At 65.4% G+C, this 26,757-nt stretch carries 34 protein-coding genes and 1 pseudogene; 13 read left to right on the top strand and 22 right to left on the bottom strand.

Going from position 1 to position 26,757, the window contains the following annotated elements:
- Positions 1 to 7 precede the first annotated feature (7 nt).
- Positions 8 to 778, top strand: coding sequence for an endonuclease III (gene nth / locus GM910_RS07895; protein WP_159586973.1), 771 nt, complete (start codon positions 8 to 10; stop codon positions 776 to 778).
- Here the strand turns inward: nth and GM910_RS07890 are convergent.
- Positions 775 to 1,215 carry a DUF2214 family protein gene (locus tag GM910_RS07890; RefSeq protein ID WP_159586972.1) on the bottom strand — a complete coding sequence of 147 codons (441 nt, stop codon included), beginning with the start codon at positions 1,213 to 1,215 and terminating at the stop codon, positions 775 to 777. The two genes, nth and GM910_RS07890, sit on opposite strands and share 4 nt — an antisense overlap.
- An 80-nt stretch (positions 1,216 to 1,295) precedes the next feature.
- Between GM910_RS07890 and GM910_RS27160 the strand changes: the two genes are divergently transcribed.
- Positions 1,296 to 1,433 (top strand): hypothetical protein, encoded by a 138-nt coding sequence (locus tag GM910_RS27160; protein ID WP_246225910.1) that lies wholly within the window; start codon positions 1,296 to 1,298, stop codon positions 1,431 to 1,433.
- A gap of 12 nt (positions 1,434 to 1,445) precedes the next feature.
- A pseudogene (locus tag GM910_RS27590) lies at positions 1,446 to 1,559 on the top strand (YdeI/OmpD-associated family protein); the annotation flags it as partial.
- Positions 1,560 to 1,562: 3 nt separating this feature from the next.
- Here the strand turns inward: GM910_RS27590 and GM910_RS07880 are convergent.
- Complete coding sequence (locus tag GM910_RS07880) at positions 1,563 to 2,270, bottom strand: sulfate transporter family protein (protein WP_159586971.1); 708 nt, start codon at positions 2,268 to 2,270, stop codon at positions 1,563 to 1,565.
- A 161-nt stretch (positions 2,271 to 2,431) separates the two neighbouring features.
- Here GM910_RS07880 and GM910_RS07875 point away from each other — a divergent pair, with 161 nt between their 5' ends.
- The 4 genes from GM910_RS07875 (at position 2,432) to GM910_RS07860 (ending at position 5,144) form a co-directional block, all read left to right on the top strand.
- A complete protein-coding gene (locus tag GM910_RS07875; RefSeq protein WP_159586970.1) occupies positions 2,432 to 3,424 on the top strand; it encodes an adenosine kinase in 993 nt (330 codons plus the stop codon).
- Between the two features lie 23 nt (positions 3,425 to 3,447).
- Positions 3,448 to 3,882, top strand: coding sequence for an alternative ribosome rescue aminoacyl-tRNA hydrolase ArfB (arfB, locus tag GM910_RS07870; RefSeq protein WP_159586969.1), 435 nt, complete (start codon positions 3,448 to 3,450; stop codon positions 3,880 to 3,882).
- Positions 3,883 to 3,982: 100 nt separating this feature from the next.
- Positions 3,983 to 4,429 (top strand): peptidoglycan-binding protein LysM, encoded by a 447-nt coding sequence (gene lysM, locus GM910_RS07865; RefSeq protein ID WP_159586968.1) that lies wholly within the window; start codon positions 3,983 to 3,985, stop codon positions 4,427 to 4,429.
- 91 nt (positions 4,430 to 4,520) lie between these two features.
- Positions 4,521 to 5,144 carry an alpha-ketoglutarate-dependent dioxygenase AlkB family protein gene (locus tag GM910_RS07860; RefSeq protein ID WP_159586967.1) on the top strand — a complete coding sequence of 208 codons (624 nt, stop codon included), beginning with the start codon at positions 4,521 to 4,523 and terminating at the stop codon, positions 5,142 to 5,144.
- Here the strand turns inward: GM910_RS07860 and coaA are convergent.
- The 8 genes from coaA to hisB are packed head-to-tail and all read right to left on the bottom strand — an operon-like array spanning position 5,131 to position 10,172.
- Positions 5,131 to 6,090 carry a type I pantothenate kinase gene (gene coaA / locus GM910_RS07855; protein WP_159586966.1) on the bottom strand — a complete coding sequence of 320 codons (960 nt, stop codon included), beginning with the start codon at positions 6,088 to 6,090 and terminating at the stop codon, positions 5,131 to 5,133. The two genes, GM910_RS07860 and coaA, sit on opposite strands and share 14 nt — an antisense overlap.
- Before the next feature lie 28 nt (positions 6,091 to 6,118).
- Entirely contained in the window at positions 6,119 to 6,460 is a 342-nt protein-coding gene (locus GM910_RS07850; RefSeq protein ID WP_159586965.1) for a phosphoribosyl-ATP diphosphatase, read from the bottom strand.
- The gene (gene hisF / locus GM910_RS07845; protein ID WP_159586964.1) at positions 6,457 to 7,257 is read right to left on the bottom strand and encodes an imidazole glycerol phosphate synthase subunit HisF; all 801 of its coding nucleotides are present in this window, start codon (positions 7,255 to 7,257) and stop codon (positions 6,457 to 6,459) included. Before hisF ends, GM910_RS07850 begins: the two co-directional genes overlap by 4 nt.
- A complete protein-coding gene (hisA, locus tag GM910_RS07840) occupies positions 7,254 to 7,997 on the bottom strand; it encodes a 1-(5-phosphoribosyl)-5-[(5-phosphoribosylamino)methylideneamino]imidazole-4-carboxamide isomerase (RefSeq protein WP_159586963.1) in 744 nt (247 codons plus the stop codon). Before hisA ends, hisF begins: the two co-directional genes overlap by 4 nt.
- A gap of 2 nt (positions 7,998 to 7,999) precedes the next feature.
- Positions 8,000 to 8,437: a bleomycin resistance protein gene (locus GM910_RS07835; protein WP_159586962.1), complete on the bottom strand. Its 438-nt coding sequence runs from the start codon at positions 8,435 to 8,437 to the stop codon at positions 8,000 to 8,002.
- Entirely contained in the window at positions 8,434 to 9,084 is a 651-nt protein-coding gene (gene hisH, locus GM910_RS07830; protein WP_159586961.1) for an imidazole glycerol phosphate synthase subunit HisH, read from the bottom strand. Before hisH ends, GM910_RS07835 begins: the two co-directional genes overlap by 4 nt.
- Before the next feature lie 2 nt (positions 9,085 to 9,086).
- Complete coding sequence (locus tag GM910_RS07825; protein WP_159586960.1) at positions 9,087 to 9,554, bottom strand: DUF2628 domain-containing protein; 468 nt, start codon at positions 9,552 to 9,554, stop codon at positions 9,087 to 9,089.
- A gap of 9 nt (positions 9,555 to 9,563) precedes the next feature.
- Positions 9,564 to 10,172: an imidazoleglycerol-phosphate dehydratase HisB gene (hisB, locus tag GM910_RS07820; RefSeq protein ID WP_159586959.1), complete on the bottom strand. Its 609-nt coding sequence runs from the start codon at positions 10,170 to 10,172 to the stop codon at positions 9,564 to 9,566.
- Positions 10,173 to 11,281: 1,109 nt separating this feature from the next.
- Between hisB and hslV the strand changes: the two genes are divergently transcribed.
- From hslV to GM910_RS07800, 4 genes are all read left to right on the top strand, one after another.
- On the top strand, positions 11,282 to 11,830 hold the full coding sequence (gene hslV, locus GM910_RS07815; protein ID WP_159586958.1) for an ATP-dependent protease subunit HslV: 549 nt from the start codon (positions 11,282 to 11,284) through the stop codon (positions 11,828 to 11,830).
- A complete protein-coding gene (locus GM910_RS07810; RefSeq protein WP_159586957.1) occupies positions 11,820 to 12,362 on the top strand; it encodes a GNAT family N-acetyltransferase in 543 nt (180 codons plus the stop codon). The genes hslV and GM910_RS07810 overlap by 11 nt, the downstream gene beginning before the upstream one ends.
- Entirely contained in the window at positions 12,359 to 13,669 is a 1,311-nt protein-coding gene (hslU, locus tag GM910_RS07805) for an ATP-dependent protease ATPase subunit HslU (protein ID WP_159586956.1), read from the top strand. The genes GM910_RS07810 and hslU overlap by 4 nt, the downstream gene beginning before the upstream one ends.
- A gap of 125 nt (positions 13,670 to 13,794) precedes the next feature.
- Positions 13,795 to 14,763, top strand: coding sequence for a DUF1402 family protein (locus GM910_RS07800; RefSeq protein WP_159586955.1), 969 nt, complete (start codon positions 13,795 to 13,797; stop codon positions 14,761 to 14,763).
- A gap of 138 nt (positions 14,764 to 14,901) precedes the next feature.
- On the opposite strand, the gene GM910_RS07795 is transcribed toward GM910_RS07800, so the two are convergent.
- Genes GM910_RS07795 through GM910_RS07780 form a run of 4 tightly spaced genes read right to left on the bottom strand, consistent with a single transcriptional unit; the run spans position 14,902 to position 17,664 of the window.
- Positions 14,902 to 15,282, bottom strand: coding sequence for a helix-turn-helix domain-containing protein (locus GM910_RS07795; RefSeq protein ID WP_159586954.1), 381 nt, complete (start codon positions 15,280 to 15,282; stop codon positions 14,902 to 14,904).
- The gene (locus tag GM910_RS07790) at positions 15,279 to 15,806 is read right to left on the bottom strand and encodes a Smr/MutS family protein (RefSeq protein WP_159586953.1); all 528 of its coding nucleotides are present in this window, start codon (positions 15,804 to 15,806) and stop codon (positions 15,279 to 15,281) included. The genes GM910_RS07795 and GM910_RS07790 overlap by 4 nt, the downstream gene beginning before the upstream one ends.
- Positions 15,803 to 16,909, bottom strand: coding sequence for a murein transglycosylase A (gene mltA, locus GM910_RS07785; RefSeq protein ID WP_159586952.1), 1,107 nt, complete (start codon positions 16,907 to 16,909; stop codon positions 15,803 to 15,805). The genes GM910_RS07790 and mltA overlap by 4 nt, the downstream gene beginning before the upstream one ends.
- A 44-nt stretch (positions 16,910 to 16,953) precedes the next feature.
- Positions 16,954 to 17,664 (bottom strand): Tim44/TimA family putative adaptor protein, encoded by a 711-nt coding sequence (locus GM910_RS07780; protein ID WP_159586951.1) that lies wholly within the window; start codon positions 17,662 to 17,664, stop codon positions 16,954 to 16,956.
- 194 nt (positions 17,665 to 17,858) lie between these two features.
- Here GM910_RS07780 and GM910_RS07775 point away from each other — a divergent pair, with 194 nt between their 5' ends.
- Both GM910_RS07775 and secB read left to right on the top strand, forming a co-directional pair.
- On the top strand, positions 17,859 to 18,356 hold the full coding sequence (locus tag GM910_RS07775; protein ID WP_159586950.1) for an FxsA family protein: 498 nt from the start codon (positions 17,859 to 17,861) through the stop codon (positions 18,354 to 18,356).
- A 101-nt stretch (positions 18,357 to 18,457) separates the two neighbouring features.
- Positions 18,458 to 18,970: a protein-export chaperone SecB gene (gene secB, locus GM910_RS07770; protein WP_159586949.1), complete on the top strand. Its 513-nt coding sequence runs from the start codon at positions 18,458 to 18,460 to the stop codon at positions 18,968 to 18,970.
- Between the two features lie 164 nt (positions 18,971 to 19,134).
- Here secB and GM910_RS07765 read toward each other — a convergent pair whose 3' ends face one another.
- The 8 genes from GM910_RS07765 to GM910_RS07730 all read right to left on the bottom strand — a co-directional run bounded on the left by GM910_RS07765 (position 19,135) and on the right by GM910_RS07730 (position 26,756).
- Positions 19,135 to 19,986, bottom strand: a complete 852-nt coding sequence (locus GM910_RS07765; RefSeq protein ID WP_159586948.1) for an ABC transporter permease — start codon at positions 19,984 to 19,986, stop codon at positions 19,135 to 19,137.
- Positions 19,987 to 19,996: 10 nt separating this feature from the next.
- Positions 19,997 to 21,262 carry an ABC transporter permease gene (locus GM910_RS07760; protein WP_159586947.1) on the bottom strand — a complete coding sequence of 422 codons (1,266 nt, stop codon included), beginning with the start codon at positions 21,260 to 21,262 and terminating at the stop codon, positions 19,997 to 19,999.
- A 73-nt stretch (positions 21,263 to 21,335) separates the two neighbouring features.
- Positions 21,336 to 22,427, bottom strand: coding sequence for an ABC transporter substrate-binding protein (locus GM910_RS07755; RefSeq protein WP_159586946.1), 1,092 nt, complete (start codon positions 22,425 to 22,427; stop codon positions 21,336 to 21,338).
- 174 nt (positions 22,428 to 22,601) lie between these two features.
- Positions 22,602 to 23,678, bottom strand: a complete 1,077-nt coding sequence (locus GM910_RS07750) for an ABC transporter ATP-binding protein (RefSeq protein ID WP_159586945.1) — start codon at positions 23,676 to 23,678, stop codon at positions 22,602 to 22,604.
- A 229-nt stretch (positions 23,679 to 23,907) separates the two neighbouring features.
- Positions 23,908 to 24,639 (bottom strand): DNA polymerase III subunit epsilon, encoded by a 732-nt coding sequence (gene dnaQ / locus GM910_RS07745; RefSeq protein WP_159586944.1) that lies wholly within the window; start codon positions 24,637 to 24,639, stop codon positions 23,908 to 23,910.
- Positions 24,640 to 24,734: 95 nt separating this feature from the next.
- On the bottom strand, positions 24,735 to 25,322 hold the full coding sequence (gene coaE, locus GM910_RS07740) for a dephospho-CoA kinase (protein WP_159586943.1): 588 nt from the start codon (positions 25,320 to 25,322) through the stop codon (positions 24,735 to 24,737).
- Positions 25,319 to 26,161, bottom strand: a complete 843-nt coding sequence (locus GM910_RS07735; protein ID WP_159586942.1) for a shikimate dehydrogenase — start codon at positions 26,159 to 26,161, stop codon at positions 25,319 to 25,321. The genes coaE and GM910_RS07735 overlap by 4 nt, the downstream gene beginning before the upstream one ends.
- Complete coding sequence (locus GM910_RS07730; RefSeq protein ID WP_159586941.1) at positions 26,154 to 26,756, bottom strand: Maf-like protein; 603 nt, start codon at positions 26,754 to 26,756, stop codon at positions 26,154 to 26,156. Before GM910_RS07730 ends, GM910_RS07735 begins: the two co-directional genes overlap by 8 nt.
- Position 26,757: the final 1 nt, after the last annotated feature.

Below are 26,757 nucleotides of genomic sequence, written 5' to 3'. Positions count from 1 at the left end.
AGACAGGATGCAAAAGCCCAAGCCCGAAAATACCGCGCCCGCGAAGCCGAAGGCATCCCGGAAAATCACAAGCAAGAAAGCGCTCACCGCCTACAGCCCGCAGCAGATCGAGGAGATATTCCGCCGCTTCCGTGTGCAGCGGCCGGAGCCGAAGGGGGAACTGGAGCACGTGAACCCGTTCACGCTGCTGGTCGCCGTGGTGCTGTCGGCACAGGCGACGGACGTCGGGGTGAACAAGGCGACGCGGCCGCTCTTCAAGATCGCCGACACGCCGGAGAAGATGCTGGCGCTCGGCGAAGAGAAGCTGGGCGGCTATATCCGCACCATCGGGCTGTGGCGCAACAAGGCGAAGAACGTGATCGCGCTTTGCGAGGCGCTGATCCACGACCACGGCGGCGAGGTGCCGGGCGACCGAGAGGCGCTGACGAAGCTGCCTGGCGTGGGGCGCAAAACGGCCAACGTGGTGCTCAACATGGCCTTCGGCCAGCCGACCATGGCGGTCGACACGCACATCTTCCGCATCGCCAACCGCATCGGACTGGCGCCGGGGAAAACGCCGGAAGAGGTGGAGCGGAACCTGCTCTCCGTCATCCCGGACCAATTCCTGCGCCACGCCCATCACTGGCTGATTCTCCACGGGCGCTACGTCTGCAAGGCGCGCAAGCCCGACTGCCCCGCCTGCGTGATCGCCGATATCTGCAAGGCGCCGGAAAAGACGACCGACGTGCCGGCGCCGCTGGTGCCGATCGAGGCGAGGTGGGAGGCGGAGAAAGTTTAGCCCACGCCGCGCGCCATCATGGCGGCAAAGATGGGGATGAGGGCGAAGACGGCCACTTCCAACCTGAGAAAGCGGCGTGCGGCGGCGATCTCGGCATCCGGAACGGTGTAACCCTCGCCCGCGCGCGCCCATTTGAGGATGCGTATGGTGGGCTTCACGGAGAGGATGCCGACGGCGGCAAAGGCGGCCATCTTGGCCCAGAAGGCGCCGCTGGCGACGTAATATTCCCAGCCCTTCAGCCCGAGGACGACGCGGCAGACGCCCACCACGATGATGGCGAGTGCCGTCAGGCCGTACATGCGGTCGATATGGCCAAGCACCTTCAGATTGCGGCCCGAAAGCCCGGTGCGCACCAGCACGAGTTCTCCGGCGAGCACGCCGGCAAGCAGAAAAACGAGCAGGTGGTGCAGGATGGCGAGCAGAAGGTCTGTCAGCATGCTTCCCCCTTTTGCCGGCAGGCGTTCGATGACGTCGAAAGGAACAGGCGAATGCCGCGCACAGTCATGCACCCTTTCGATTGCGCCACAAGGCCGGATTTGCCAATCTTCCCGCCATGGCCCTGCAACGTCCACTCAACCCCATGCCCGACGACGTGCGGGCCGAGCTGGAAACGAGAGGCCTCATGGCCGCCTACGAGGCGCGGCCGCCCTATTAGCGCAACGATTATCTTGGCTGGATCGCCCGCGCCAAGCGGCCGGAGATGCGGCAAAAGCGGCTTGACCAGATGCTGGACGAATTGGAACGCGGGGGCGTCTACATGCGCATGCGGTGGAACGGCTAGCGTTCAGGCCGTGTTCTCCCGCGCCGAGATCATCTTGTGCAGATGCACCATCATGGCCGCTGCGAAAAGCGGCGTCAGCAGGTTGAGGAGCGGCACCGCGAGGAAGGCGGCGATGACGAAGCCAGCGAGGAAGATGGTGCCGGCGTGGTGGCGGCGGAGCCGCTTCGCCTCGGCCTCGCTGCGGAAGCGCATGGCGGCGAACTCGAAGAACTCGCGGCCAAGCAGATAAGCGTTGACGACGAAGAAGATGACGATGTTCACCCCCGGCACCAGCAAGAGCAAAAGCGCGGCAAGGTTGGCCAGAACGACGACGCCGAAAAATTTGAGCGACAGCCAGACGGCGGGCACCAGGGGCACCGCCTCGCCCGGCGGATCCTGGGGGTAGCTCACCGTCTCCACCGCCTCGGCCACGTCGTCGAGGAAGAGACCGGCAACGACCGCCGTGATCGGGGCGATGAGAAGCGCCAGGGCAAGCGCCAGGCCGATGCCCGCCGTCACCGCCGCCAATACGCCGAGCCAGCCCGCCCAGGCCGGCAGGCCCGGCAGCAGCGCGTCGAGCCAGGGCATGGCGTAGACCTCGAACAATTCCTTGAATGCAAGCCACAAGCCGGCCAGGAGGAGGAGCGTGAGGCCGAGCGACTTGAAGAACGCGCCGCGGAAGGCAGGTGTGAAAAGCTGGCTGGCGGCAGCGCGCGCGGCGTCGAAAATCATGGAGAAGCCTTCATCGAAACGCGAGGTGAGCCCGCGAGATAGGCGGCGACGGCGACCGGCGCAAGCGGTACATGGATATGCGCCGGTCTTGCAAATCCCGGACGAGACGGTAAACCCGCCGAAACCTCCCGCCGTTCCGGCTTGTCTTTTCGGAGATTTAAATGAGTTCGTTCGACGTTTTGTGCATCGGCAATGCCATCGTGGACATCATTGCCCGGTGCGACGAGCGGTTTCTGACCGAGAACGGCATCATCAGGGGCGCGATGAACCTGATCGACGTCGAGCGCTCGGCCCTGCTCTACGAGCGCATGGGGCCGGCTATCGAGACCTCGGGGGGAAGCGCCGGCAACACGGCGGCGGGCGTGGCGGGGCTCGGCGGCCAGGCAGCGTTCTTCGGCAAGGTTTCGAGCGACCAGCTTGGCGAGATCTACACGCACGATATCCGTGCCCAGGGCGTGGCCTTCGACACGCGGCCGCTTCCCGGCCACCCGCCGACGGCGCGCTCCATGATCTTCGTCACGCCGGACGGCGAGCGCTCCATGAACACCTATCTCGGCGCCTGCCTCGAACTGGGGCCGGAGGATGTGGAGGAAGACAAGGCGAAGGGCGCCAAGGTCAGCTATTTCGAGGGCTATCTGTGGGACCCGCCGCGCGCCAAGGAAGCGATCCGCATGACGGCGGAAATCGCCCATGCGGCCGGCCGCGAGATGGCCATGTCGCTTTCCGACCCCTTCTGCGTCGATCGGTACCGCGATGAGTTCCTGGAGCTGATGCGCTCGGGCACGGTGAACATCGTCTTCGCCAACGAGCATGAGTTGATGTCGCTCTATCAGACGGCCTCTTTCGAGACGGCGCTGGAGGCCATCCGCGGCGATTGCCGGCTGGCCATCGTCACGCGCTCGGAGCGCGGCTCGATCGCCATGACGCGGGAAGAGAATGTGGCGGTGGATGCGGTGCCGGTGGACAACGTGGTGGATACCACCGGGGCGGGGGATCTCTACGCCGCCGGTTTCCTGTTCGGCTACACCCGCGGGCGCAGCATTGCCGACTGCGCCCGGCTCGGCTCGTTGGCGGCGGCACTGGTGATCCAGCAGATCGGGCCGCGCCTGCAGGTGAGCCTCAAGGAGAAGGCGCAGGAGGCGGGACTGCTTTAGCGCTGGAACGAGGACGCAGGACAATGGCCGAAGGCGGTCTCACCATTCAGCCGGGGGTCTATGTCGCCGAGGACGAGTTGGAGGAGCAGTTCATCCGCTCCTCGGGGCCTGGCGGGCAGAACGTCAACAAGGTGGCGACGGCGGTACAGCTGCGCTTCGATGCCGCCCATGCACGCCACCTGCCGGAGCGCGTGCGGCTGCAGGCGCTGAAGCTCGCGGGGAACCGAGCGACCAAGGAAGGCCACATCGTCATCGAGGCAGGGCGCTACCGCACGCAGGAGCAGAACCGCGCCGATGCGCGGGCGCGCCTTACCGAGCTCCTGAAAAAGGCCGCCGAGCCGCCGCCCAAGCCGCGCAAGAAGACGAAACCCTCGAAAGGCGCGGTCGAACGGCGGCTGAAGGCGAAGGCGGGACGGGCGCAGGTGAAGAAGATGCGCGGCAAGATTCCACCGGAATGAACCACACTGCCAACCCGGCGTTTACCATCGGACGTTTTGCGATTGAAATATTCGTCGGTTACACATCTCATGGGGGTGCAATTCGAACGGAGAGATTCCCATGGGCATTTTCGACTTCGTGAAATCGGTCGGCACCAAGCTGGGCATGGTGGACGAGGACCCACCGGCGGCGGACGCAGTGAAAAAGGAACTCGATTCGCACAAGCTCGGCACCGACAAGGTGGATGTCGAGCTACAGGGCGACAAGGTGGTGCTGAAGGGCGAGGTGAAAGATCAGTCAGCGTTTGAGAAGGCGGTGATCGCCGTCGGCAACACGCTGGGCATCTCCAAGGTGGAGGCCACCGAATTGAAGGTGGGCGGCACGGCGGCCAAGGATCCCGTCTTCTACACGGTCAAGAAGGGCGACAACCTTTGGAAGATTGCCGAGGCGCAGTATGGCAAAGGCAATGGCGCCAAGCACACGGTCATCTTCGAAGCCAATACGCCGATGCTCAAGCATCCCGACAAGATCTACCCCGGCCAGGTGCTGCGCATTCCCGAACTTTAAGAAGGCGCCCGCGGGCACCATATTGGCACCGGTATGACTTGCCTTGGCGCGGCTTTTGCGGTCTGCGCCGGGGAACGCTTTGAGAGGAGCCATGCTCGTTCTTCCAAGCGGCGTGCGGCATTTTCCCGGGTTCCTCGGCGGAGACGAGCAGGAAGCGCTCGTCGCCGACATCCGCGCCGTGGTGACTGCAGCCCCCCTCTATGTGCCGGCCATGCCGAAGACCGGCAAGCCGATGAGCGTGCGCATGACCAATTGCGGGCCTCTCGGCTGGGTGACGGACAAGGAGCGCGGCTACCGTTACCAGGACACCCACCCCGTGACCGGCAAGCCGTGGCCGCCGATGCCTGAGCGCCTGCTTGCCCTGTGGGAGGCGGTGGCGGAGTACCCGTATCCGCCAGAGGCCTGCCTGGTCAACCACTACACGGACACAGCGAAGATGGGCCTGCACCAGGACCGCGACGAGAAGGACTTCGCGGCCCCCGTCGTCTCCATCTCGCTGGGGAACGCCTGCCTGTTCCGCGTCGGCGGCACCAGCCGCTCCGCCAAGACGGTCTCCTTCCGGCTGGAAAGCGGCGACGTGGTGGTGCTCGGCGGCGAGGGGCGGCTTTGCTACCACGGGGTGGACAGGATTTATCCCGATACCTCGCCGCTTCTGAAAAATGGCGAGCGCATCAACCTCACTCTCCGACGCGTCAATCCACCTACAGCTTCCTGAGCGCCACCTCCTCGACCAGGTGGTTCGTCCCCTTGCGCAGGATCAAGTCGGCGCGCGGGCGGGTGGGCAGGATGTTCTCGCGCAGGTTCTTCAGGTTGATGTTCGCCCAGAGCTGCTCGGCGATCGCGTGGGCCGAATTCGCCGCCAGCTTGGAGTAGCGGTGGAAGAAGGACTGCGGGTCCTGGAACGCCGTCTCGCGCAGGCGCATGAAGCGGTCGACATACCACTGGTGGATCAGCTCTTCCGGGGCGTCGATATAGATCGAGAAATCGAAGAAATCCGACACGAACGGCACCGCCTTGCCGTCTTCCGGCAGGTCGCGGGTCTGCAGGACGTTGATGCCCTCGAAGATGAGGATGTCCGGGCGGTCGATGGTGACGAACTCGCCGGGCAGGACGTCGTAGGTGAAGTGCGAGTAAAGCGGCGCCCGCACGTTGGGCAGGCCCGCCTTGATGGCAGACAAAAACCGCAGGATGGCGCGGATGTCGTAGCTTTCGGGAAAGCCCTTGCGGTCCATCAGGTTCTCGCGCCGCAAGGTCTCGTTGGGGTAGAGAAAGCCGTCGGTCGTCACCAAGTCGACCTTGGGGCTCGAAGGCCAGCGGGCGAGGAGCTCCTTCAACACGCGCGCGGTCGTCGATTTGCCCACGGCGACCGAACCGGCAATGCCGATGACGAAAGGCGCCTTCACCGCGTCGTCGGCGGCGAAGAAGACCTGGCGCTGGCGGAACAGAAGCTGGTTGGCCTCCACATGCGCCGAAAGCAGCCGGGACATGGAGAGGTAGACGCGCCGCACCTCCTCCAGATCGACCGGGTCGTTGAGGGAGCGCAGGCGCCGCACCTCGTCTTCCGTCAGGGTGAGCGGCGTGTCGTCGCGGAAGGCCGCCCATTCCTCTGCGGTGAAGATACGGTAGGGAGAGTAGCGTTCGCCCGATACAAGCTGATCCATCAGAGCCTTTTCCGTTCCACGGGCAAGGTCAGCCACGCCGCTTGTCCGACGATTTTCCGCGTGCGGCCTTCTCAGCGACACCGGAGCGCCCGGTGCGGCTTTCAAGCTCCGCCATCACCTCGTCCAGCGGGATGCCGGCGAGGGCAAGCACGACGAGCCAATGATACAAAAGATCCGCACTTTCCGAAACGATCGCCTTGCGGTCGCCTGAGACGGCGGCGATGACTGTTTCCACCGCCTCCTCGCCGAACTTCTGCGCCGCCTTCTCCATGCCGCCTTCGAGGAGGCGCGCCGTCCAGGAATCCGAATCGCCCGAGCGGGCGCGCTCGGCGATGGTGGCCTCGAGAGAGGAAATATCGAACCGGCTCATGTGCGCGCCTCCTGGTCTGCAGGGTCGAGCCGCATGGGAATTCCCGCATCGGCCATATGCTGCTTCGCCTGGCCAATCGTATAGGTTCCGAAATGGAAGATCGAGGCGGCGAGCACGGCCGTCGCGTGGCCATCGCGGATACCTTCGACCAGGTGATCCAGCGTGCCGACGCCGCCCGAGGCGATCACCGGTGCGCGCACGGTATCGGCGATCGCGCGCGTCAGCGCGACGTCGTAGCCGGCCTTGGTGCCGTCGCGGTCCATCGAGGTGAGCAGGATTTCGCCGGCGCCCAGCGCCACCACGCGCTCGGCAAAGGCGACGGCGTCGATGCCGGTGGCGTTGCGCCCGCCATGGGTGAAGATTTCCCAGCGATCCGCCTCCCCTTCGGCCGATACCCTCTTGGCGTCGATAGCGACGACGATGCACTGGTTGCCGAACTTGTCGGCAGCGCGGGCGACGAATTCGGGATCGTTCACCGCGGCGGTGTTGATCGACACCTTGTCGGCGCCGGCCAGAAGCAATTTGCGGATGTCGGCAACCTGCCGCACACCGCCGCCCACCGTCAGCGGCATGAAGCACTGCTCCGCCGTGCGCGCCACCACGTCGAAGATGGTCTCGCGATTCTCATGGCTCGCCGTGATGTCGAGGAAGCACAGCTCGTCGGCGCCCGCCGCATCATAAGCCTTTGCCGCTTCCACCGGATCGCCGGCGTCGACGAGATCGACGAAATTGACGCCCTTGACGACGCGACCGTTGTGCACGTCGAGGCAGGGTATGACGCGGGCCTTGAGGGTCATGCGCGCGCCTCCTGCAATACCTTCAGCGCTTCCTTTGCATCGATACGCCCGTCATAGAGCGCCCGACCGGAGATGGCGCCTTCCAGCTTTGCGGCGTCGGGTCGCATCATGCGCTCGATGTCGGCCATGGAAGCGAGGCCGCCGGAGGCGATGACGGGGATGGAGACGGCGTCGGCGAGCGCGATGGTGGCGTCCCAGTTGATGCCGGCCAGCACGCCATCGCGGTCGATATCCGTATAGATGATGGCGGCCACACCGGCGCCCTCGAAGCGCTTTGCAAGTTCGGTAGCCGACAGGTCCGACGTCTCGGCCCAGCCTTCCACGGCCACCTTGCCGCCGCGCGCGTCGATGCCGACGGCGATCCTGCCAGGGAACTTTTCGCACGCCTCGCGCACCAGCGCCGGGTCGCGCACGGCCACCGTGCCGAGGATGACGCGGGCGAGTCCCTTGTCGAGCCAGGCTTCGATCTGCTCAAGCGAGCGGATGCCGCCGCCCAGCTGCACCGGGTTCCTCGTGGCGCGCAGGATGGCCTCGACGGCAGCGCCGTTGCGGCTTTCGCCGGCGAAGGCGCCGTTGAGGTCGACCACGTGCAGCCACTCGAACCCCGCGTCCTCGAAGGCCTTCGCCTGGGCCGCCGGGTCGGCATTGTAGACCGTCGCCTCGCTCATCTCGCCGAGCTTCAGGCGCACGCACTCGCCGTCCTTCAGGTCGATGGCGGGGAAAAGAATCTTGTCTCTCATCGTTATGCAGACAGCCTCTGGCCCAACGGCATGGACAGTCTCAGCAGGTATCCGTCCGGATCCTGCACCAGAAACTGCCGCACACCGGTCTCGACATTGCCAGCCGAATACCACTTTTCCTCCACTTCCATGAAGAGCGGCCATCCCGCCTGCTTCAAATGCCACAGCGGCCGATCGAGGTCGGGGACTTTGATCTGGAAGTTTACACCCCGGCCCAACGGCGACGTGAGCTCTCCGGTAATCCAGTGCCGCTCACCGGTGCCTTGCTCCTCGAGCATGACCTGCGCGCCGTCGAGATGAAGATAAGCGAAACGTTCGGCACTTCTTTCGTAGGCGACCGTAAAGCCGATCAATTCACACCAAAAGGACAGACTCGCGTCGAGGTTCGAAACAAGAAGCTCCGGCACCAGGCACGCCCAGCGGAAACTCTCGGAGATCACGGCTGCCACCTCAGGAAATTGGCGATGAGGGCAAGACCCAGCGTCTGGCTCTTTTCGGGGTGGAACTGGGTGCCGGCGAGGTTGTCGCGGGCGACGGCGGCGGTGACTTCGCCGCCATAGTCCGCCACGGCCAGCACGTCCTCGGCGCGCGTCGCGTCGAGGTGGTAGGAGTGCACGAAATAGGCGTGCAGGCCCTCCGGGCCGGTGTGGATGCCCGTAAAGAGCGGGTGGGGCCGGTTTACGCGGATCGTGTTCCAGCCGATCTGCGGGATCTTCAATGTCGGGTCGGTGGGCGTCATCTCCTTCACGTCGCCGGAGATCCAGCCGAAGCCCTGCGTCACCGTCTTTTCCAGGCCGCGGTCGGACATGAGCTGCATGCCGACGCAGATGCCGAGGAAGGGGCGTGCCTTGGCGATGGCGACTTCCTCGACGGCCTCGGTCATCCCCGGCACCTCGTCGAGGCCGGCGCGGCAGTCGGCATAGGCGCCGACGCCGGGCAGCACGATGCGATCCGCCGTCCGCACGCGCTCGGCGTCGGCGGTCAGCTCGATCTCGGCGGCGATGCCGGCTTCGCGCGCGGCGCGCTCGAAGGCCTTGGTGGCAGAGCGCAGGTTGCCGGAACCGTAGTCGATGATGGCGACGCGCATGCTCAACCTCCGCGCGGATAGTCGAGAAGGTCGAAGGAGGAGCCCTTCGCCGGGCCGGCACCGGCGCGGGGCGGGACCTTGACGGCGAGCGGCGCGGCGGGCGGGGCAGCCTCCGAGACGTAGCGCATCTCGGCCTCGTTGTGGCTCCCCGCCTCCACGACGCCCCAGAGGATCCAGCCACGCCTGCCTAAGGCGGCGACGCGCAGGGACCGCGCCTCCAGCCCGATGAGGGCGGACAGGAGCAGCGAGAGGCCGAGCGAAAGCACCGCGTATCCCGGCTGGGCTCCCAGTGCGCCCAACATCAGGCCGAATGCCAGCGCGGCCAGCGCCTCCAGCCACATGCGGTGCCACAGGAACCAGAAGAACGGCACGAGGAAGGCCAGGAAGGCGAAGCCATCACGCACGACGACGGCCTTCTCCGCCTTTTCCTGCGATGCGCCGCCGGGCTCCAGAACGAGATAAGTTGCCATCGCCCGACCTCAGCCCTTGAGCGTGCCCTTGGTGGAGGGCACCGCCTCCGGCTGGCGCGGATCGGCCTCGCACGCCACGCGCAGCACCCGCGCCACCGCCTTGAAGCAGGTCTCGGCGATGTGGTGGCTGTTGGCGCCGTAGTGGTTCGTCACGTGCAGGGTGATGCCGGCGTTCTGGGAGAGCGCCTGGAAGAACTCGCGCACCAGTTCGGTGTCGAAGGTGCCGATCTTGGGCGAGGGGAAAGCCACCTGCCAGACGAGAAAGGGCCTGCCGGAAACGTCCACCGCCGCGCGCGTCAGCGTCTCGTCCATGGCGAGATCCAGCGAGGCGTAGCGCGTGATGCCGCGCCGCTCGCCAAGGGCGGCGGCGATGGCCTGACCGATGGCGATGCCGCAATCCTCCACCGTGTGGTGGTCGTCGATGTGCAGGTCGCCCTTCGCCTTCACCGTCAGATCGATGAGGGAATGGCGCGAAAGCTGCTCCAGCATATGGTCGAAGAAGCCGACGCCGGTGGCGATGTCGAAACGGCCCTCACCGTCGAGGTCGACTGTCACGGCGATCTCGGTCTCGTTCGTCTTGCGGCCGATCTCCGCCCGGCGCGGTTTGCTGGCAGCCATGGGTTGTTTCCTTCGCCAAGTCAGAAGGCCAGCCTTCTAGCAGCATGTCCGGGGGAACGCCAGACGGACGGCTGTCGTCCCGGGCGCGGACATGGGTTAGCGGCCATCGTGTTTGCTCCTTCGGATTTCTCCTGCCCTTCGACAGGCTCACCCTTCGACAAGCTCAGGGTGGGAAGCGGGGCGCGTCTTCGGCACCGCACGAGGCGCTTTGGGGGCGCCTCAATTAGGCGCGTCCAACGCGCCCCACCGGAGTCTGTCCCGACGGTCGGCCGGTCACTCGGGCCTTTCTCCTTCCCGGCCGCACCCAATTGGGGGTGGTATCAGCCGGGCCGAACAAAAGCCCTGGCGGCTTCTCCGCAATGCCGGCAACGCAGGCTGTCGCCCAGCGCTCCCGGCACCGCCGGCCTGTCGCGGGCCCTCAGGCCTCCGGGTGCCGAGCCCGAAGGGAGAGGTCTCCGCCGCTCTCCCGAACACCCGGTGCGCATCCGGTTCCCGCGAGAGCGATGGGGAGAATTGTAGGGGCAGGCTGGGCAGGGGGGAGTATTTTCCTGCGAAAAAAGTTGGGGAAATTATTCCGAAGCGAAGGAAAACAATGGGTTGGCGGGGAAGAAAAAATCTTTGTCGCCATATTTTATCCCCGCGCAGGCGAGGCATCGCCGGCTGAGGTGAAGGGCGCCCGCCGCCTTTCCAACGCGCGTCATCCCACCCGCGCGCGTCATCCCGGAAGTCGGAGCGAAGCGGAGACTGTCCGGGACCCATTCCGGAAGGTGGACGAGTCACGGAATGGGTCCCGGACAAGCCTTCGGCTTTCCGGGATGACGCGCGCGCGGGTGGGGTGGGGATGGGCAACGTAGTACGCACATGTCGCCGCGGCGGGGATGACGCGCGCGCGGGTGGGTGGTTGGTGAGTTTCTTGAAATGGGGGGCGTGAAGAGGTGCGGGCTTGTCCGAAGGCTGCACAACTCTTCCAAACGCGTGTCATGCCGCCGAAGCGTTTCGCTGGTCCATCTCCGCAGGCCCGGGCCGCCGTTTGCATTCTCGCCTTCGGGCCTTACATATGCGCTCTGAACGGCACCCTTAGGGGCGGGGTGCGCTGAAGGAGTGCACCGATGAGCGAAATGGAATCCATGCACGCCACGACCATCGTGACCGTGCGCAAGGGCGGCAAGGTGGTGATCGCCGGCGACGGCCAGGTGAGCTTCGGCCAGACCGTCATGAAGGGCAACGCCCGCAAGGTGCGCCGCCTCGGCAAGGGCAACGTGATCGCCGGCTTCGCCGGTGCGACGGCCGATGCCTTCACGCTGCTCGAACGCCTGGAGGCCAAGCTGGAGCAATATCCCGACCAACTCATGCGCGCCTGCGTGGAGCTGGCCAAGGACTGGCGCACGGACCGCTATCTGCGGCGGCTGGAAGCCATGATGCTGGTGGCCGACCCGGGCGTCACCCTGGCTTTGACCGGCAACGGCGACGTTCTGGAACCGGAACAGGGGGTGATGGCGATCGGCTCCGGCGGCAACTACGCGCTGGCCGCAGCGCGTGCCCTGCTCGACACGGACAAGGACGCCGAGGCGATCGCCCGGCGCGCCATGGAGATCGCCGCCAGCATCTGCATCTACACCAACGACAACATCATTCTGGAAACGCTGGATGAAGGCTGAGGGCGCAACGCTGCGTTTCGAGCCGGTCGCGGAGCAACATTTTCCTCTGCTACGCCGCTGGCTGGAAATGCCGCATGTGCGCGAATGGTGGGGAGAGCCGGAGAAGGAGCTGGGCCATATCCGCGACATGGTGGCCGGGCGGGATACGACGCGGCCTTTTCTCATCGTGCTCGACGAGGAACGGGTGGGCTATATCCAATGCTGGTTCATCGGCCATCACCAGAACAAGGAATGGGTGGATGATAACCCGTGGCTCATGGAACTGCCGGCCGAGACCGTCGGCGTCGACCTATCGATCGGCGATCCGGAGAAGCTGTCGAAGGGGATCGGCACCGCAGCACTCGGCGCCTTTGTGCGAAAGCTGCTGAATGAAGGGTATACCACCATCATCATCGACCCCGATCCGCAGAACACGCGCGCCGTGCGCGCCTATACGAAGGCCGGATTCCGCCCCATCCCGCATCTCGCGGGGCGGACGGGAGGTTCACTGATCATGCAATACCAGACACACGCACACGAGACGACGATATGACCAATTTTTCGCCGCGCGAGATCGTTTCCGAGCTCGACCGCTACATCATCGGCCAGAACGACGCCAAGCGCGCCGTGGCCATCGCCCTTCGCAACCGCTGGCGCCGCCAGCAGCTCGAACCGGAGCTGCGCGAGGAGGTGATGCCGAAGAACATCCTGATGATCGGCCCCACAGGCGTCGGCAAGACGGAGATCTCGCGCCGGCTCGCCAGGCTGGCGGGGGCGCCCTTCATCAAGGTGGAGGCCACCAAGTTCACCGAGGTGGGCTATGTCGGCCGCGACGTGGAGCAGATCGTGCGCGACCTCGTGGAAGTGTCGATCGGGCTGACGCGCGACAAGATGCGCGAGAACGTGAAAGCGCGGGCGCACATGAACGCGGAGGAGCGGGTGCTGGAGGCGCTGGTGGGCAAGACGGCGAGCCCCGCCACGCGCGGCAGCTTCCGCCAGAAGCTCCGGAGCGGCGAGCTCGACGACAAGGAGATCGAGATCGAGGTTTCCGACGCCGGCGGCGGCATGCCCGGCTTCGAGATACCCGGCATGCCGGGCGCCAATATCGGCGTGCTCAACATCAACGATATGCTGCAGAAGGCCATGGGCGGCGGGCGCACCAAGACGCGCAAGACCTCTGTCAAGGATTCCTACAAGCACCTGATCAACGACGAGTCGGACAAGCTGCTCGACCAGGAAGAGGTGGTGCAGCGGGCGATGGAGGCGGCGGAGAACGACGGCATCGTCTTCCTCGACGAGATCGACAAGATCGCCGCGCGCGAGGGCGGCATGGGCGCCGGCGTTTCACGCGAGGGCGTGCAGCGCGATCTCCTGCCGCTGGTGGAGGGCACGACGGTGGCCACCAAATACGGGCCCATGAAGACGGACCACATCCTGTTCATCGCCTCCGGCGCCTTCCACGTGTCGAAGCCGTCGGACCTTCTGCCGGAGCTGCAGGGCCGGCTGCCGATCCGCGTCGAGCTCAGGGCGCTGGAGAAGGATGATTTCCGACGCATTCTGACGGAGACCGAGGCGAGCCTCATCAAGCAGTATGTGGCCTTGATGCAGACGGAGGGCGTGGAGCTCGAATTCACCGACGACGCCATCGACCGGCTGGCGGCGATCGCCGTCGATCTGAATGCCAGCGTCGAGAACATCGGCGCCCGCCGGCTGCAGACGGTGATGGAGCGCGTGCTGGACGACATCTCGTACAACGCGCCGGACCGCTCCGGCTCGAAGATGACCATCGACGCCGCGTTCGTGGACAAGAATGTGGGCGACATGGCCAAGAACACGGACCTCTCGCGCTTTATCCTGTGAGGTAACGGCCACACCCGGCGGACAACCGCCCCAGCACCTGCGGATTTCCCTCGACTTGAACGGGGGCTTTCCATAGGTTGCGGCCAATCAAAAAAGCGTTCGGCAAAAAAGCGTTTGGGTGGCGGATGGCGCTGAGGCACAGCATCCTCTTGGGCATATTCCTGGGCATGACGGCCGCCTCTTCGGGAGCCGCCGAACTTGTGCCGCCGGGCAACCGCAGCGTCGAGCAGCCGCCGGTGCCCGGCGCCTCCGCGCGGCGCACGGGTGCCGGGCGGACGACCTTCGAGGCCAAATACGCCAAAGTCTACCAACTCCTCAAGAACGACGCGGCGCTGCGTGTGAAGATCCGCGAGGCGGCGGACGCCTACGACATCGCGCCGATTCACATCCTCGGCGCCGTCGTCGGCGAGCACACCTACAATGTGGACGCCTACGACCACCTGCAGACCTATTACGTGAAGGCGGTGTCGTACCTGAAAGGCTCCTTTTCCTTCTCCCATGCGGGAGAAAGCCTGGAGGTGTTTCTCAAGCGTCCGGAATTCGCCGGCTGCGAAGGCAAGAAGAGCAGCTACGACCTTTGGAGCTGCCGCGAGAAGGTGTGGGATACCGCGTTCCGCGGGCGCCGTGTCGAGGGGCAGCGCTTTCCCGACGACCGCTTCAGCGCCGTATTCTTCCAGCCGTTCTATGCCGGGCAGACCTTCGGTATCGGTCAGCTCAACCCGCTGACGGCGCTGCAGATGACGGATATCGTGAACGAGGTCTCCGGGCTGGAGAAGCTGGACTACCGCGACCCGCAGAGGGTCTACCGGACCATCATGAACCCCGACATCACGCTCGCCTATGTGGCGGCGACGCTGAGGAAGTCCATCGACGCCTACACCCAGATCGCCGACTTCGACATCAGCAGGAACCCGGGCATCACGGCCACCCTCTACAATCTCGGGAACCCGGAAACCCGCGCCGCCAAGCTCGCCGCCGAGAACCGCCTGCGCCGCAAGCAGGGCCGCTCGCCCATGCTGCCGAGGGAGAACTACTACGGCTGGCTTGTGAACGAGAAGCTGGAGGAGCTGGAGGCGTTGATCGCCGAATCGTGAGGACCGAGCGCCCTCGTGGTTCGACAAGCTCACCATGAGGGCTACTGCGACCTTGGTGCCGCTTCAACGTCGCAGAGTAGGTGCAGCGAGACCTGAACCCTCATGGCGAACCTGTCGAGCCCACGATCGTTCGGGTCTCTATTCCGTCTTCTTCCGCTTCTTCTCCAAAATTCCCTCTAGCTCGTCAAAAAGGCGCGCCAGTTCCTTCTCATCAAGCTCGGCTATATGACGGGCGACCAGGTTGGCGAGGGCGGTGGCCTTGTCCGAGAGACCGGCGGTGTCGACCACGACACGGGGATGCGAGAGCGTGGCAAGGCGCTGCAGTTCGTCCGCCTCGTCCCATATGACGTTGAAAAAGCCGATGATCTTCTGGACCATGGCCCAGTTGGGTGGGCTGCGCCGACCGTGCTCGAGGGCGGAAAGGTAGGCCGGGCTCACGCCGAGGGCGGCCGCCATCTCCTTCTGGGTGAGGCCGCGCGCACGGCGCATCTGGCGTATCTTTGCGGCGAAAGGCGTCATCGCCCGCCTCCCCGGCGGCGCAGGCGCACGTAGAGCGCGCCGCCGCCGCCATGGTGCCTGGCCGCCTCCTCGTAGCCGCCGACGATGGCGCGGAAGGGCGGCGTTGCGAGCCATTGCGGCACGGCGCGGCGCAGCACGCCTTCACCGGACGAGCCTTTGCCGGTGATGACCAGCACGTAGCGGCGGTCGGCCTGATAGGCCCGGCGCAGGAAGGACAGGAGGAGGATATGCGCCTCCCCCTGCGTCATGCCGTGCAGGTCGACCCGACCGGCGATGTCGAGACGGCCCTTGGCCAGCTTTTCGCGGGTCGGCGCATCCAGCCTGCGCGGGTGTCGTTCCGGGCCCGCGGACATATCCGCATTCGGCTCCGCCGCCGGTGCGAGGGGGCGCTGGCGCTTGCCGGCCAACGCCGGAGGCGGCTCAAGCGCCTCGTCGGGAAACGCCTTTCCTTTCATCGGGACCGCCGTGCGGGCGACGCGGCTCCACAGGATGCGGTCTTCGTCGGTCAGGCGCTTGCGTTTCATGGCCGCCGTCCCTCGGCAAGCGCGCGCGGCAGGAGGGCGTAGAAATCCGCCGGGTGGCGGATCTTTCCGGCGACAGCGCCGGCGGCCTTGCCGGTGCCGATGAAAAGGTCGCCGCGCGCCGCCCCGGTGATGGCGGACCCCGTGTCCTGGGCAATCATAAGCCGGCGGAACGGCTTATCGAAACCTTCGCGCAGGCTCGGAGCGTCGATGAGGAAGGGGGTGCCGAACGTGTGCAAGAGGCGGTCGACGGCGATGGAATGCCCCGGCTCCAGCTGCACCTTGGCGGCGGCGACCGGCCCAAGGGCGGGGTCTCCGAGCGGCGTCTCGCGGAAGAAGATGTAGGACCTGTTGTGCCACAGGATCTCATCCACGCGGTGCGGGTTGCCGGCGAGCCAGGCGCGGATCGACTGCATGGTCACCTCTTCGAGCGGGATCTCTCCGAGGTTTGCCAGCACACGGCCGATGCCGGTGAAGGGGTGGCCGGTCTTGGCCGCGTAGGTGACGCGCTTCCGGCTGCCGTCGGTCATCTTCAGCCGGGCGGCGCCCTGGACGTGGATGTAGAACGCCTCCACCCGATCGGCCAGCCAGCACAGCTCCAGGCCGCGGCCGGCAAGGGCGCCGCGGTCGATCGCCTGGCGGTCGTGATAGTCGAGAAACTTCTCCCCGTCGCGCCGGGCGAAGGCGAAGGACGGGTCGAGGCCGGCGGGCCGGTTCTTTTGATCGATGTCGACGAGATCGTCGGGCCGGCGATAGAGCGGCACGTGGAAACGCCCGGTCCGCACCGGCGAGGCCTCGGTCTCCGGCTCGTAATAGCCGGTGACGAAGCCGCTTCCGGCTGTCTCCGGCCGGATGCGGAAGGGAAGGAAATGTTGCTCGAAGAAGGCGCGCGCCGCGGCGTCTGCCGGCTGCGGCGTGTTGCGGGCGCGGGCATAGGCATCCGCGAAGGCTTCCGCAGCGACGCCGAGGCTGCCGGTGCGGTAAGGCCGGGTTTCGGCGTGGCGGGCGCAGCGGGCGAAGGCCGCGAATGCGGCCGAGGCGCCATCGTCGCCCCAGCCGGGCAGATCGCTATAGGTGGCGGGAGTGAATACGGCGGAAAGGCTCAAGAAAACCTCTCCTCACATCCGCCGCCCGCGCGCTTGCAACCGGTTCATTCCTCAGCTTCGGTGGCCACCAGCTTCCAGTTGGGATCGCGCGAGCGGGTGTCGCGGGCGAAGGTCCACACGTCCTTCACCTCGGCCACGGTCTCCGGATCGCCGTCGATGATGGTGCCGGCGCTATCGCGCGTGGCCGAGATCAACTCGCTGACGATGCGCAGCGTGACATGGGCCTCGCTGCCTTTCATCTCGGCGCCGAGGAGGGCCGCCTTGTCGATGCCGACAAAGGAGGACTCGATCTTCTCCGAGCGCTTCTCGCGATCGTCGATGGCCGAGACAAAGCCCTCGTAGACCTCGCGCGACAGAAGGTTCTTCAGCGTGCGCCGGTCGCCGTCGGCATAAGCCATGACGATCATCTCGTAGGCCATCTTGGCGCCTTCCACGAAGGCGGCGGGATCGAAGGAGGGATCGGCGTCCTTGATGGAGCGCAGACCCTTGTTGAGCGGAGTGCCAGGATCGGCGACGGCGTCGACCGCCGCATAGCCGTCCTCGGCCTCCACGCCGCCCTTGCGCCGCGGCAGGGAGACCACGTTGTCGGACTTGTCCGCCTTGGCCTCACCGGTGCGGCGGGCGCGGCCGGCCGTATAGGGATCGAAGGGCGGCCTCTCGTTGCCCGTGCGGCGCCCGAGAACGTTGCGCAGCTGGAAGAAGATCACGACCGCCGCGACCAAGAAGAAAATCGTGCCGAAATCGAAGAATTCCATGTTGTATAGCCAAGTCGCTCTGTCGTCTCGCACCCGCCGCGAGGCGCCGTGCCGGGGACGGCGGCACATGCCGCCGCGTTACCGATGCATATAGAACGCGCATGCCGATCATTCAAATTATCGGCGAGCGTTCCTATCTCCGGGGTTCGGCGGACTTTGCCGCCGACGCCATCTAGCGAGGTTAGACCAAAAACGTGCCCTTCTCCATCGTTCCATTTCTCTTACTTAGCATTCCGCTTCTTGAAATCGCCGTTTTTGTGGTGATCGGCGGACAAATCGGTGTTTTGCCCACTCTTGCACTGGTTCTGGCGACTGCGGTGGCCGGCTCCATCCTCCTGCGCATCCAGGGTTTCGGCGTGCTTTCCCGCGTCCAGAAGACGCTGAACGAAGGCCGCGTGCCGGGCCGAGAGCTGGTGCATGGCGTGATGATCCTCATCGCCGGCATCCTTCTCCTAACGCCCGGGTTCGTCACCGATACACTAGGATTCCTGCTTTTCATTCCCGCCGTGCGCGACATCGGCTGGGCCTTCCTGCGCGACCGCATCGTTGTCGTGGGCGCCGGGGCGCCGCCGGGAGGCGGCCAGGACCGCAGACAGCCGCGTGACAAGGTCATCGATCTCGACATGGACGACTATTCCAGCTCCGAACCCGGAAAGTCGCCCTGGCGCGGACCCGACCGCCCGCAAGACTGACGGCTGCGACGGCGCAGCCTTGTTTTGCCGCCATGCCCATGCTAGCAGCGCCGCAACCGATGGGAACGCGCTTCAGCGCATTTGACAAGGACTTGAGGCGGATGGCCAACAAACCGCAGGAAAAAGAAAGAGCCAAGGGAACCGAGGCCAAGACGGAAGGCAACGGCGCGCAACCCAGCCTGAACGTGCTGACGCAGTATATCAAGGACCTCTCCTTCGAGAGCCCCGGCGCTCCGCGCTCGCTGACCCAGCGCGAGAAGGCGCCGGCCATCAACATCAACGTCAACGTGAACGCCAACCCGCTGGGCGGCGCCGACTACGACGTTCTCCTGACGCTCACGGCGCGTGCGGAGGCCGACAAGAACGTGCTGTTCAACGTCGAGCTCATCTATGGCGGCGTGTTCCGCATCCAGAACTTCCCACAGGAGCATATACTCCCGCTTCTGTTCGTCGAGTGCCCGCGCCTGCTCTTCCCCTTCGCGCGGCAGATCATCGCGGATGCCACGCGCGGCGGCGGCTTCCCGCCGCTGATGATCGACCCGATCGACTTCGCCCGCATGTTCCAGCAGCGCATCGCCGAGGAGCAGGCGAAGAGCAAGGTGCAGGTTTCGTAGGGCAGCCCGCGCATACGCGAGCAGGAAAGAACGGGAGAGCCAGGCGGGACCGTCTGGCTCTTTTCTTTGCTGAATGCGGTACCTGCGGCCCTCCTGACCGTTGGCTGGGTGTCGACGTCCAGGCGATCAAAACGGGTAAATTAAAGGGCCGTTGAGCCCCACTTCTACCCCGGCGACATACCGCGCAGGCGCTCGTTGCGCCGGCGGATCAGCTCCAGCGTGGTCAGAAGGATGATCGAGAGCGCGACCAGGAGGCTTGCGAGCGCCAGGATCGTCGGGCTGATCTCCTCGCGCAGGCCGGAGAACATGCGCACCGTCATCGGCGTCTGGGCCGGACCCGCCATGAAGTTGACGATCACCACCTCGTCGAGGGAGGTGACGAAGGCGAACAGCGCGCCCGCTATGACACCGGGAAGGAGCAGCGGCAGGATGACCTTAAAGAAGGTGCGCGACTGATTGGCGCCGAGGCTCTGCGAGGCACGGATCAGCGTCTCGTCGAAGCCGGCGAGCGAGGCGGTCACGGTGAGGACGACGAACGGCGTGCCGAGCACCACGTGGCTGAGAATGATCCCCGGAAAGGTGTTCGCCAGCCCGGCGCGCGCGAAGAATGAAAACAGCGCGGCGGCGGTGATGATGAGCGGGACGATCATCGGCGAGATCAGGATCGCCGTGATGAGCCCGCGCGCCGGCATGTTGCGCCGGTTAAGGCCGAGGGCGGCCAGCGTGCCGAGAGCGGTGGCGATGATGGTGGACGAGATCGAGATGATGAAGGAATTGCGGATCGAGCCCATCCACTCCGACGAGCCGAGCAGGGCCCGGAACCAGCGCAGCGAATATCCCTCCGGATCGAGCGCCAGCATCTCGCGCGTGAAGGTGAAGTAAGGCTCCGCGTTGAAGGCGAGCGGCACGATGACGATGATCGGCGCGATCAGGAAGAAGAAGATGAGCCCGCAGATGACGCGGAACGCATAGTACCAGATGCGTTCGGCCGGCGTTGCATATGATGGCGCTGCCATTGCCGCCCCCTTATCCGAATTTCAGCTTGTCGACGCCGATGAGCTTGTTGAAGACCCAGTAGACGACAAGCACGGCGACCAGGAGGATCGTGGCAAGCGCGGCGGCCAGTTTTAGCTGGGCGCTCGATCCCTGCATGTTCTGGGCGATCAGGTTGGAGATGAATATGCCGCTGTCGCCGCCTACCAGCGCCGGCGTGATGTAGTAGCCGATCGCCAGGATGAAGACGAGGATGCAGCCCGCCGCCAGCCCCGGGATCGTCAGCGGGAAATAGACCCGCCACCAGGCACGGAAGGGGTGCGCGCCGAGCGATTTGGCGGCGCGCAGGTAGCTCGGCGGGATCGTCTTCATCACCGAATAGAGCGGCAGCACCATGAAAGGCAGAAGGATGTGCGTCATGGCGATGATGGTGCCGGTGCGGTTGTAGATCATCCGCAGCCTGCCTCCTTCATCGATAACGTTGAGCGCGACGAGAAGCTCGTTGACGACGCCCTGCTGCTGCAAGAGGACGATCCAGGCGGACGTTCTGACCAGAAGCGAGGTCCAGAACGGCAATAGGACCAGGATGAGGAGCAGGTTGGCGAGGCGGGTCGGCTGCGTGGCCATCAGGTAGGAGATCGGGTAGGCAAGCAGGATGCAGATTCCGGTGATCAGCATGCTCATCCACGCGGTGCGCCAGAACAATGCCTTGTAGATCCGGTAAACCTCGGGGCGCGGCCTGATCTCGCCGTCGGCTGTGTATTCGTAGTCGAGCGCCAAGAGGTAATAGGCAGGGGTGACGAGGCGGGTCTCGCGCTTCAGGAGGCGCCAGAAGTCGAGGTCGGACCAGCGCTCATCGGTCTCGAGGAACTTCTCGCGGTAGGGCGCCGACCACTCGTCGACCTCCCGCGCCGTGCGCATCATGCGGCTGCGCGCCCCTGGGATCTCGCGGTTGATGCGAGCGGCGGCACGACCGATCGTCCTTTTTTCGACGCCGACGATCATGTCGGCGGCCATGGCCTGGAACACCGGCTCCGGCGGCACGTCCTCGCCGTCCCATTCCTGCAGGGCGGCGGCCGTCTGCGGCAGGAAGTTGCGGACTTCGGGGTTGTATACGGAGCGCCAGATCATGCTGGCGATCGGCACGGCGAAGACGATCAGTATGAACAGGAGAAGCGGCGCTACCAGCAAAAACGCGGCTCGGCGCTCGCGCGCCTGCGAGCGCCGCAGGGCCTGTTTCAGCGGCGTGCCGTCCGCCGCAAGAATCGGTTCTTTTATTGCCCCGTCCGTCGATGCCATGGCTGCCGTCCGTCTCCCCTCGGTTCGCCGGGAATCGGCGGGGCGCCGAGGCGCCCCGCCGCAATCTCCGTCGTCAGCCCGCGACCCAGGCGTTGAAGCGCTCTTCGAGCGCGTCGCCATAGTCGGTCCAGAACTGGACATCGAAGGTGACGGCTGTCTCCAGGTTCTCCGGATTGGTCGGCATGTGTGGCTTCATGTCGATATCCGTATCCTCGAACGTGCCGACGAGCGGCGCCGAGGAGGAACGGGCCGGGCCGTAGGAGATGTACTTGGCCTGGTCGGCGAGGCGCTGCGTGTCGGTGGCGAAAAAGAGGTAGTCCCTGATGAGCTCCATCTTGTCGTCATTGCCGACGGGCACCACCCAGCCGTCGGACTCGAGCATCTGGCGGTCCCAGACGATCTCGAACGGCTGATCCTCGTTGACCTGGGCGTTGAAGATACGACCATTATAGGCGGTGGCGATCACCGCCTCCTTGTCGGCCAGCATCTGCGGCGGCTGCGCACCCTCCGACCACCAGATCACGTGATCCTTGATCTCGTCGAGCTTGGCGAATGCACGGTCCTGGCCCTCGGGCGTGGCGAGCACCTCGTAGACCTCGTCGTCCGGCACGCCGTCGGCGATCAGCGCCCATTCGAGGTTCTTCTGCGGAATCTGCTGCAGCGCCCGCGTGCCCGGAAACTTCTCGACGTCCCAGATGTCCTCGATCGTTTGCGGACCACCGTCCGGGAACGCTTCGGTGTTGTAGGCGAACATGGTCGCGTAGAGGATCTGCGGGATGTAGCAATCGCCGAGCTGGCCTTCGATGAAGTCCTCCGAGGCCGGCGTGCCGTCCGGCGCAGGGGCAAGCCATTCGTTGTGATCGACGATCTCCAGCAGGCCTTCGTCGCAGGCGCGCTGGGCATCGGCCTGCAACATGTCGACGATGTCCCAGGTCACGTTGTCGGCCTCGACCTGCGCGCGGATGCCCGCAAGCGCGTTGGCCGACTTGTCCTCGTTGACGATCTTGACGCCGGTCTTCTCGGTGTAAGGCTCATGATAGGCCTTGATCTGGGAGTTGCTGTAGGCACCGCCCCAGGAGACGATTGTCAGCTGCTGATCCTGCGCCACCGCGCCTCCCAGCGCGATTGCGGCGACAGAGCCGGTCAAGATAAGAACGCGTTTCATACTGGCACCTTCCTCTTAAAGTTTCTGGCCTTTTGCAGTTTTTTGGCCTTTTGCAGTTTTGGTTTTTCCTGCGGTTTGAAAAACACGCGGGAAACGTGGCCGGCATTGTTCTTCGTTCGTTAAGGCCGCCGGCTGACCTCGTCCGCGCAGTGCGCCACAGCGCTCTGCTGGCCGTCACTCGTGATCGAGCGCGCGGCAGTCTTCCGTCGCCCAGCCGACCCGCACACTAGCACCGGGATCGAGACGGCGGGCGCCCAGCCGGTTGCGGGTCTTGACGACGAAATCGCTGTTGCCGGCCACCGTCATCCGCGTGCGGATATGGTCGCCGAGATAGATCACCTCTTCGACACGCGCCGTGACCGTGTGATCGGAGACGCTTTCGTCGGGGTCGATCTCCACCCGTTCCGGGCGGATCGAAAGCTGCGTGCGCTCGCCGGGGCCGGCATTGACAGCCAGCGCCTCGACGACCTCACCGTCTGGTAGCTCGACCCGGGCGATGCCCTCGTTTATGGCCTTGACCTTGCCGAGCAGCGTGTTGTTCTCGCCGATGAACTGCGCGACGAAGCTGTTCTCCGGCTTTTCATAAAGCACCTCGGGGGCGGCAAGCTGCTGGACCACGCCGTCGTTGAACACGGCGATGCGGTCCGACATGGTCAGCGCTTCGCCCTGGTCGTGCGTAACGTAGATGACCGTGACGCCGAGCGATTCGTGGATGTGCTTGATCTCCAACTGCATATGCTCGCGCAGCTGCTTGTCGAGCGCGCCCAGCGGCTCGTCCATCAGCACCAGCTTCGGTTCGAACACAAGCGCGCGGGCAAGCGCAACTCGCTGCTGCTGGCCGCCCGAAAGCTGCGCAGGGCGGCGGCCGTGAAAGCTGCCGTCGCCCATCTGCACCATGTCGAGGGCGCGCTGGACCTTCTTTTCCGCTTCCGCCTTGCCGATGCCGCGGACATCGAGCGGGAACGCCAGGTTCTCGGCGATCGTCATATGCGGAAACAGCGCGTAGTTCTGGAAGACCATGCCGATGCCGCGCTTGTGCGGCGGCACACTGTTGATCGGCTGGCCGTCGAGATAAATCTCGCCGTGGGTCGCCGGCTCGAACCCCGCCACCATCATCAGGCAGGTGGTCTTGCCGGAGCCGGAAGGACCGAGCATGGTAAGGAACTCGCCCTTTCGGATCTCCAGATTGAAGTTCTTCACGACGAGCGTTTCGCCGTCATAGGACTTCTGCACCTTGTCGAAGTGAACCATCGGGCGGTTCGAACGCACATCGCCCGAAGATACGCGCGGTAAGCCCGCTGGCTCCGCGTCTTTCACATCACTCAATAGATAACTCTCCCCTTTGGTTTCGCCCATTCGAGCTTATTTGGTCTTGCCGTTCGAGCTTAGACTCAGTGAGGGCATTGAGCAATGCCGCCGGGGGTTGTGCCGTGATGGCGAGTGGTGGGCGGATCGTTCCGATATCCCACAACCGGGAGTATCAGGCGGTCTCGGCCTGGTCGGGGGCCGGGCGTTTCGCCGCCTTCAGCCATAGGGCCTTCTCGCCCAACTCAGTCACCAGCGCCTCGTGCGCGTCACGCTCGGCCGCGGTCAGCCGTGGAGTGAGCGGGCGCTCGCGCTTGAGAGGAACAACAGGCTTGCCGGGTGCCAACGAGCGCGCGGTGCTTTCCTGAGGGGCGACTTCCAGGCCGAACGTCGCCTGCTTGCCGCCGATGAGCTCGATATAGACCTCGGCCAACAGTTCGGCGTCGAGCAGGGCGCCGTGCTTCGTGCGGCGCGAATTGTCGATGCCGTAGCGGCGGCACAGGGCGTCGAGCGAGTTCGGCCCCATGGGATGCTTGCGGCGGGCGATCGCCAGCGTGTCGACGACGCGCCCGGGGTCGACCACCGGCTGGCCAAGGCGGCTGAACTCGGCGTTGACGAAGCCAATGTCGAAATTGGCGTTGTGGGCGACCAGCTTGGCGCCTTCAACGAACTCCAGGAACGAATCCGCGATTGCCGCGAAGAGGGGCTTATCGGCAAGATCGGCGTCGGAGATGCCGTGCACGGCCTGAGCTTCCGGGTGCACGGAGCGCCCGTCGGGATTGATGAAACAATGCAGCGTGCGGCCTGTCGGGAAGCGGTTTACCAGCTCAACGCAGCCGAGCTCGATGATGCGGTCGTCGCGCGGATCGAGGCCGGTGGTTTCCGTGTCGAAGATGATTTCACGCATCGAATCACTCCCCGCACGGAGCATGAACAACGGCGGCGGCAGCCGCAAGACGCGCGGAGCAGAAAGCTGTCAACCTTGTGTCAGTTTGGCTTGTGTCAGTTTGCTTCTGTCAGCTGGGCTATAATGTCGCACACGGCCTGTCGCGCGGCTTCCATGCCATGGCTGGTGTCGACGATGAAATCCGCGCGCTGCCGCTTTTCGGCGTCCGGCACCTGGCGGGCGAGGATTGCGGCGAATTTTTCCTCCGTCATGCCGGGGCGGGCAAGCACGCGCTGGCGCTGCACCTCTTGAGGAGCGGTGACGACCACGATCCTGTCCACGCGGCCTGTGCCGGCGGTCTCAAACAGCAGCGGGATGTCGAGGAGGACCAGAGGCGTGCCTTTTTTCCGGTGCTCCTCCACGAAGCGGTCGGCATCGCGGCGCACCATCGGGTGGATGAGCGCTTCCAGCTTTGCGAGCGCATCCGGCCTGCCGACCACCGCCTCGGCAAGGCGCTCGCGGTCGACGGCGCAGCCGACCACGGTGCCGGGGAAGAGCGCTTCCACCGCGGGGGCTGCCTCGCCAGCGTAAAGCCTGTGCACGGCAGCATCGGAATCATGCACCGGCACGCCCTCCTCCGCGAACATGCGCGCCGTCGTCGTCTTGCCCATGCCGATGGAGCCCGTGAGGCCGAGGACGATCACGCCTTCGCCTCCAGATCGGCGACCACGAGCGCGCGCAGGCGGGCCGTCACCTCCGGGCGCACGCCGAACCAGCGCTCGAAGCCGGGCACGGCCTGGTGCAAAAGCATGCCGAGCCCATCCACCGTGCGTAGGCCGCGCCGCTTTGCTGCGGCCAGAAGCGGGGTTTCAAGCGGCACGTAGACGATGTCGGCAACGACGGCCGACGACGGCAGCGATGCCAGGTCGAGCGTCAGCGCCGCCACGCCGTCCATGCCGAGCGACGTCGTGTTGACGAGGAGCGCCGTGTCGGCGAGCAGCTCCGGCAGCGCGTCCCAGCCGTGGGCGCTGGTGGGGCCCGCGAAGCGGTAGGCGAGTTCTTCGGCGCGGGCAAGCGTGCGGTTGACGATGCGGATCTCCCGCATGCCACGCTCCCTGAGCGCGTGCACAACGGCGCGGGCCGCGCCGCCGGCGCCGAGCACGGTGGCGACGCCGCCTTCCGCCCAGCCGGGGGCCGCGGCGTCGAGATTGGCGGCGAAGCCGTAGGCGTCCGTGTTGCCGCCGCACAGGCTGCCGTCCTCGAACCACAGCGTGTTCACCGCGCCGATGATCTCCGCTGCCTCGTCGCGCCGGTCGACCAGCCGATGGGCGCTTTCCTTGTGCGGGATGGTGACGTTGCCGCCGACGTAAGGGCTGCGGGCGAGGCCGCGCAGGAAGGTTTCGAATGCCTCCGGCGCCACGTCCCGGCGCTCGTAGATGCCGGCGATGCCATGCTCTTGCAGCCAATAGCCGTGGATGAGCGGCGAGCGGGAATGGGCGACGGGATGACCGCACACGAAGGCGCGCGGGGTTTCTTCAGCCATCGATCGCTCCGATTTCGCGCAGCTTTGCAAGGAGCGGCAGGAGGGGCACGCCAACGATGGTAAAATAGTCGCCTTCGATCTTCTCGAAGAGCTGGATCCCCTCGCCCTCGACCTGATAGGCGCCGACGCTCGACAGCGCCTTGTCGCCGACGCGCGAAAGATGCCGGCCGATGAAGCCGGGGTCGAGCGGGCGCATGGTCATCCGCGCCACGGCGACGTGCCGCCACACCGCCTCGCCGCCACGCGCCAGGACGATGGCGCTGTTGAGCTGGTGCGTTCTTCCGGAAAGTGCCAGAAGATGGCGGCGGGCGCCTTCCATGTCCTGCGGCTTGTGGAAGATCCGGTCCTCAAGCGACAGCGTCTGGTCGCCGCCGACCACCCATTCTTCGGGACGACGCTCCGAAACGTCGACGGCCTTCGCCTCGGCAAGGATGCGGGCGACGTCCTCGGCACTGGCACCGGAACCTTCCAGCGGCGCCTCCAGCGCGCGCTCGTCCACCTCGGGTGCTACGGGCTTCACAGCCAGCCCGGCGTTCTCTAGGAGCTGCCGCCGAAAGGGGCTGGTCGATGCTAGGACGATTGTCTGATTTAGCATG

This window comes from Chelativorans xinjiangensis (assembly GCF_009812055.1).
Taxonomy (GTDB): Bacteria; Pseudomonadota; Alphaproteobacteria; order Rhizobiales; family Rhizobiaceae; genus Chelativorans; species Chelativorans xinjiangense.
This window is presented reverse-complemented; position numbering and strand designations above follow the sequence as displayed.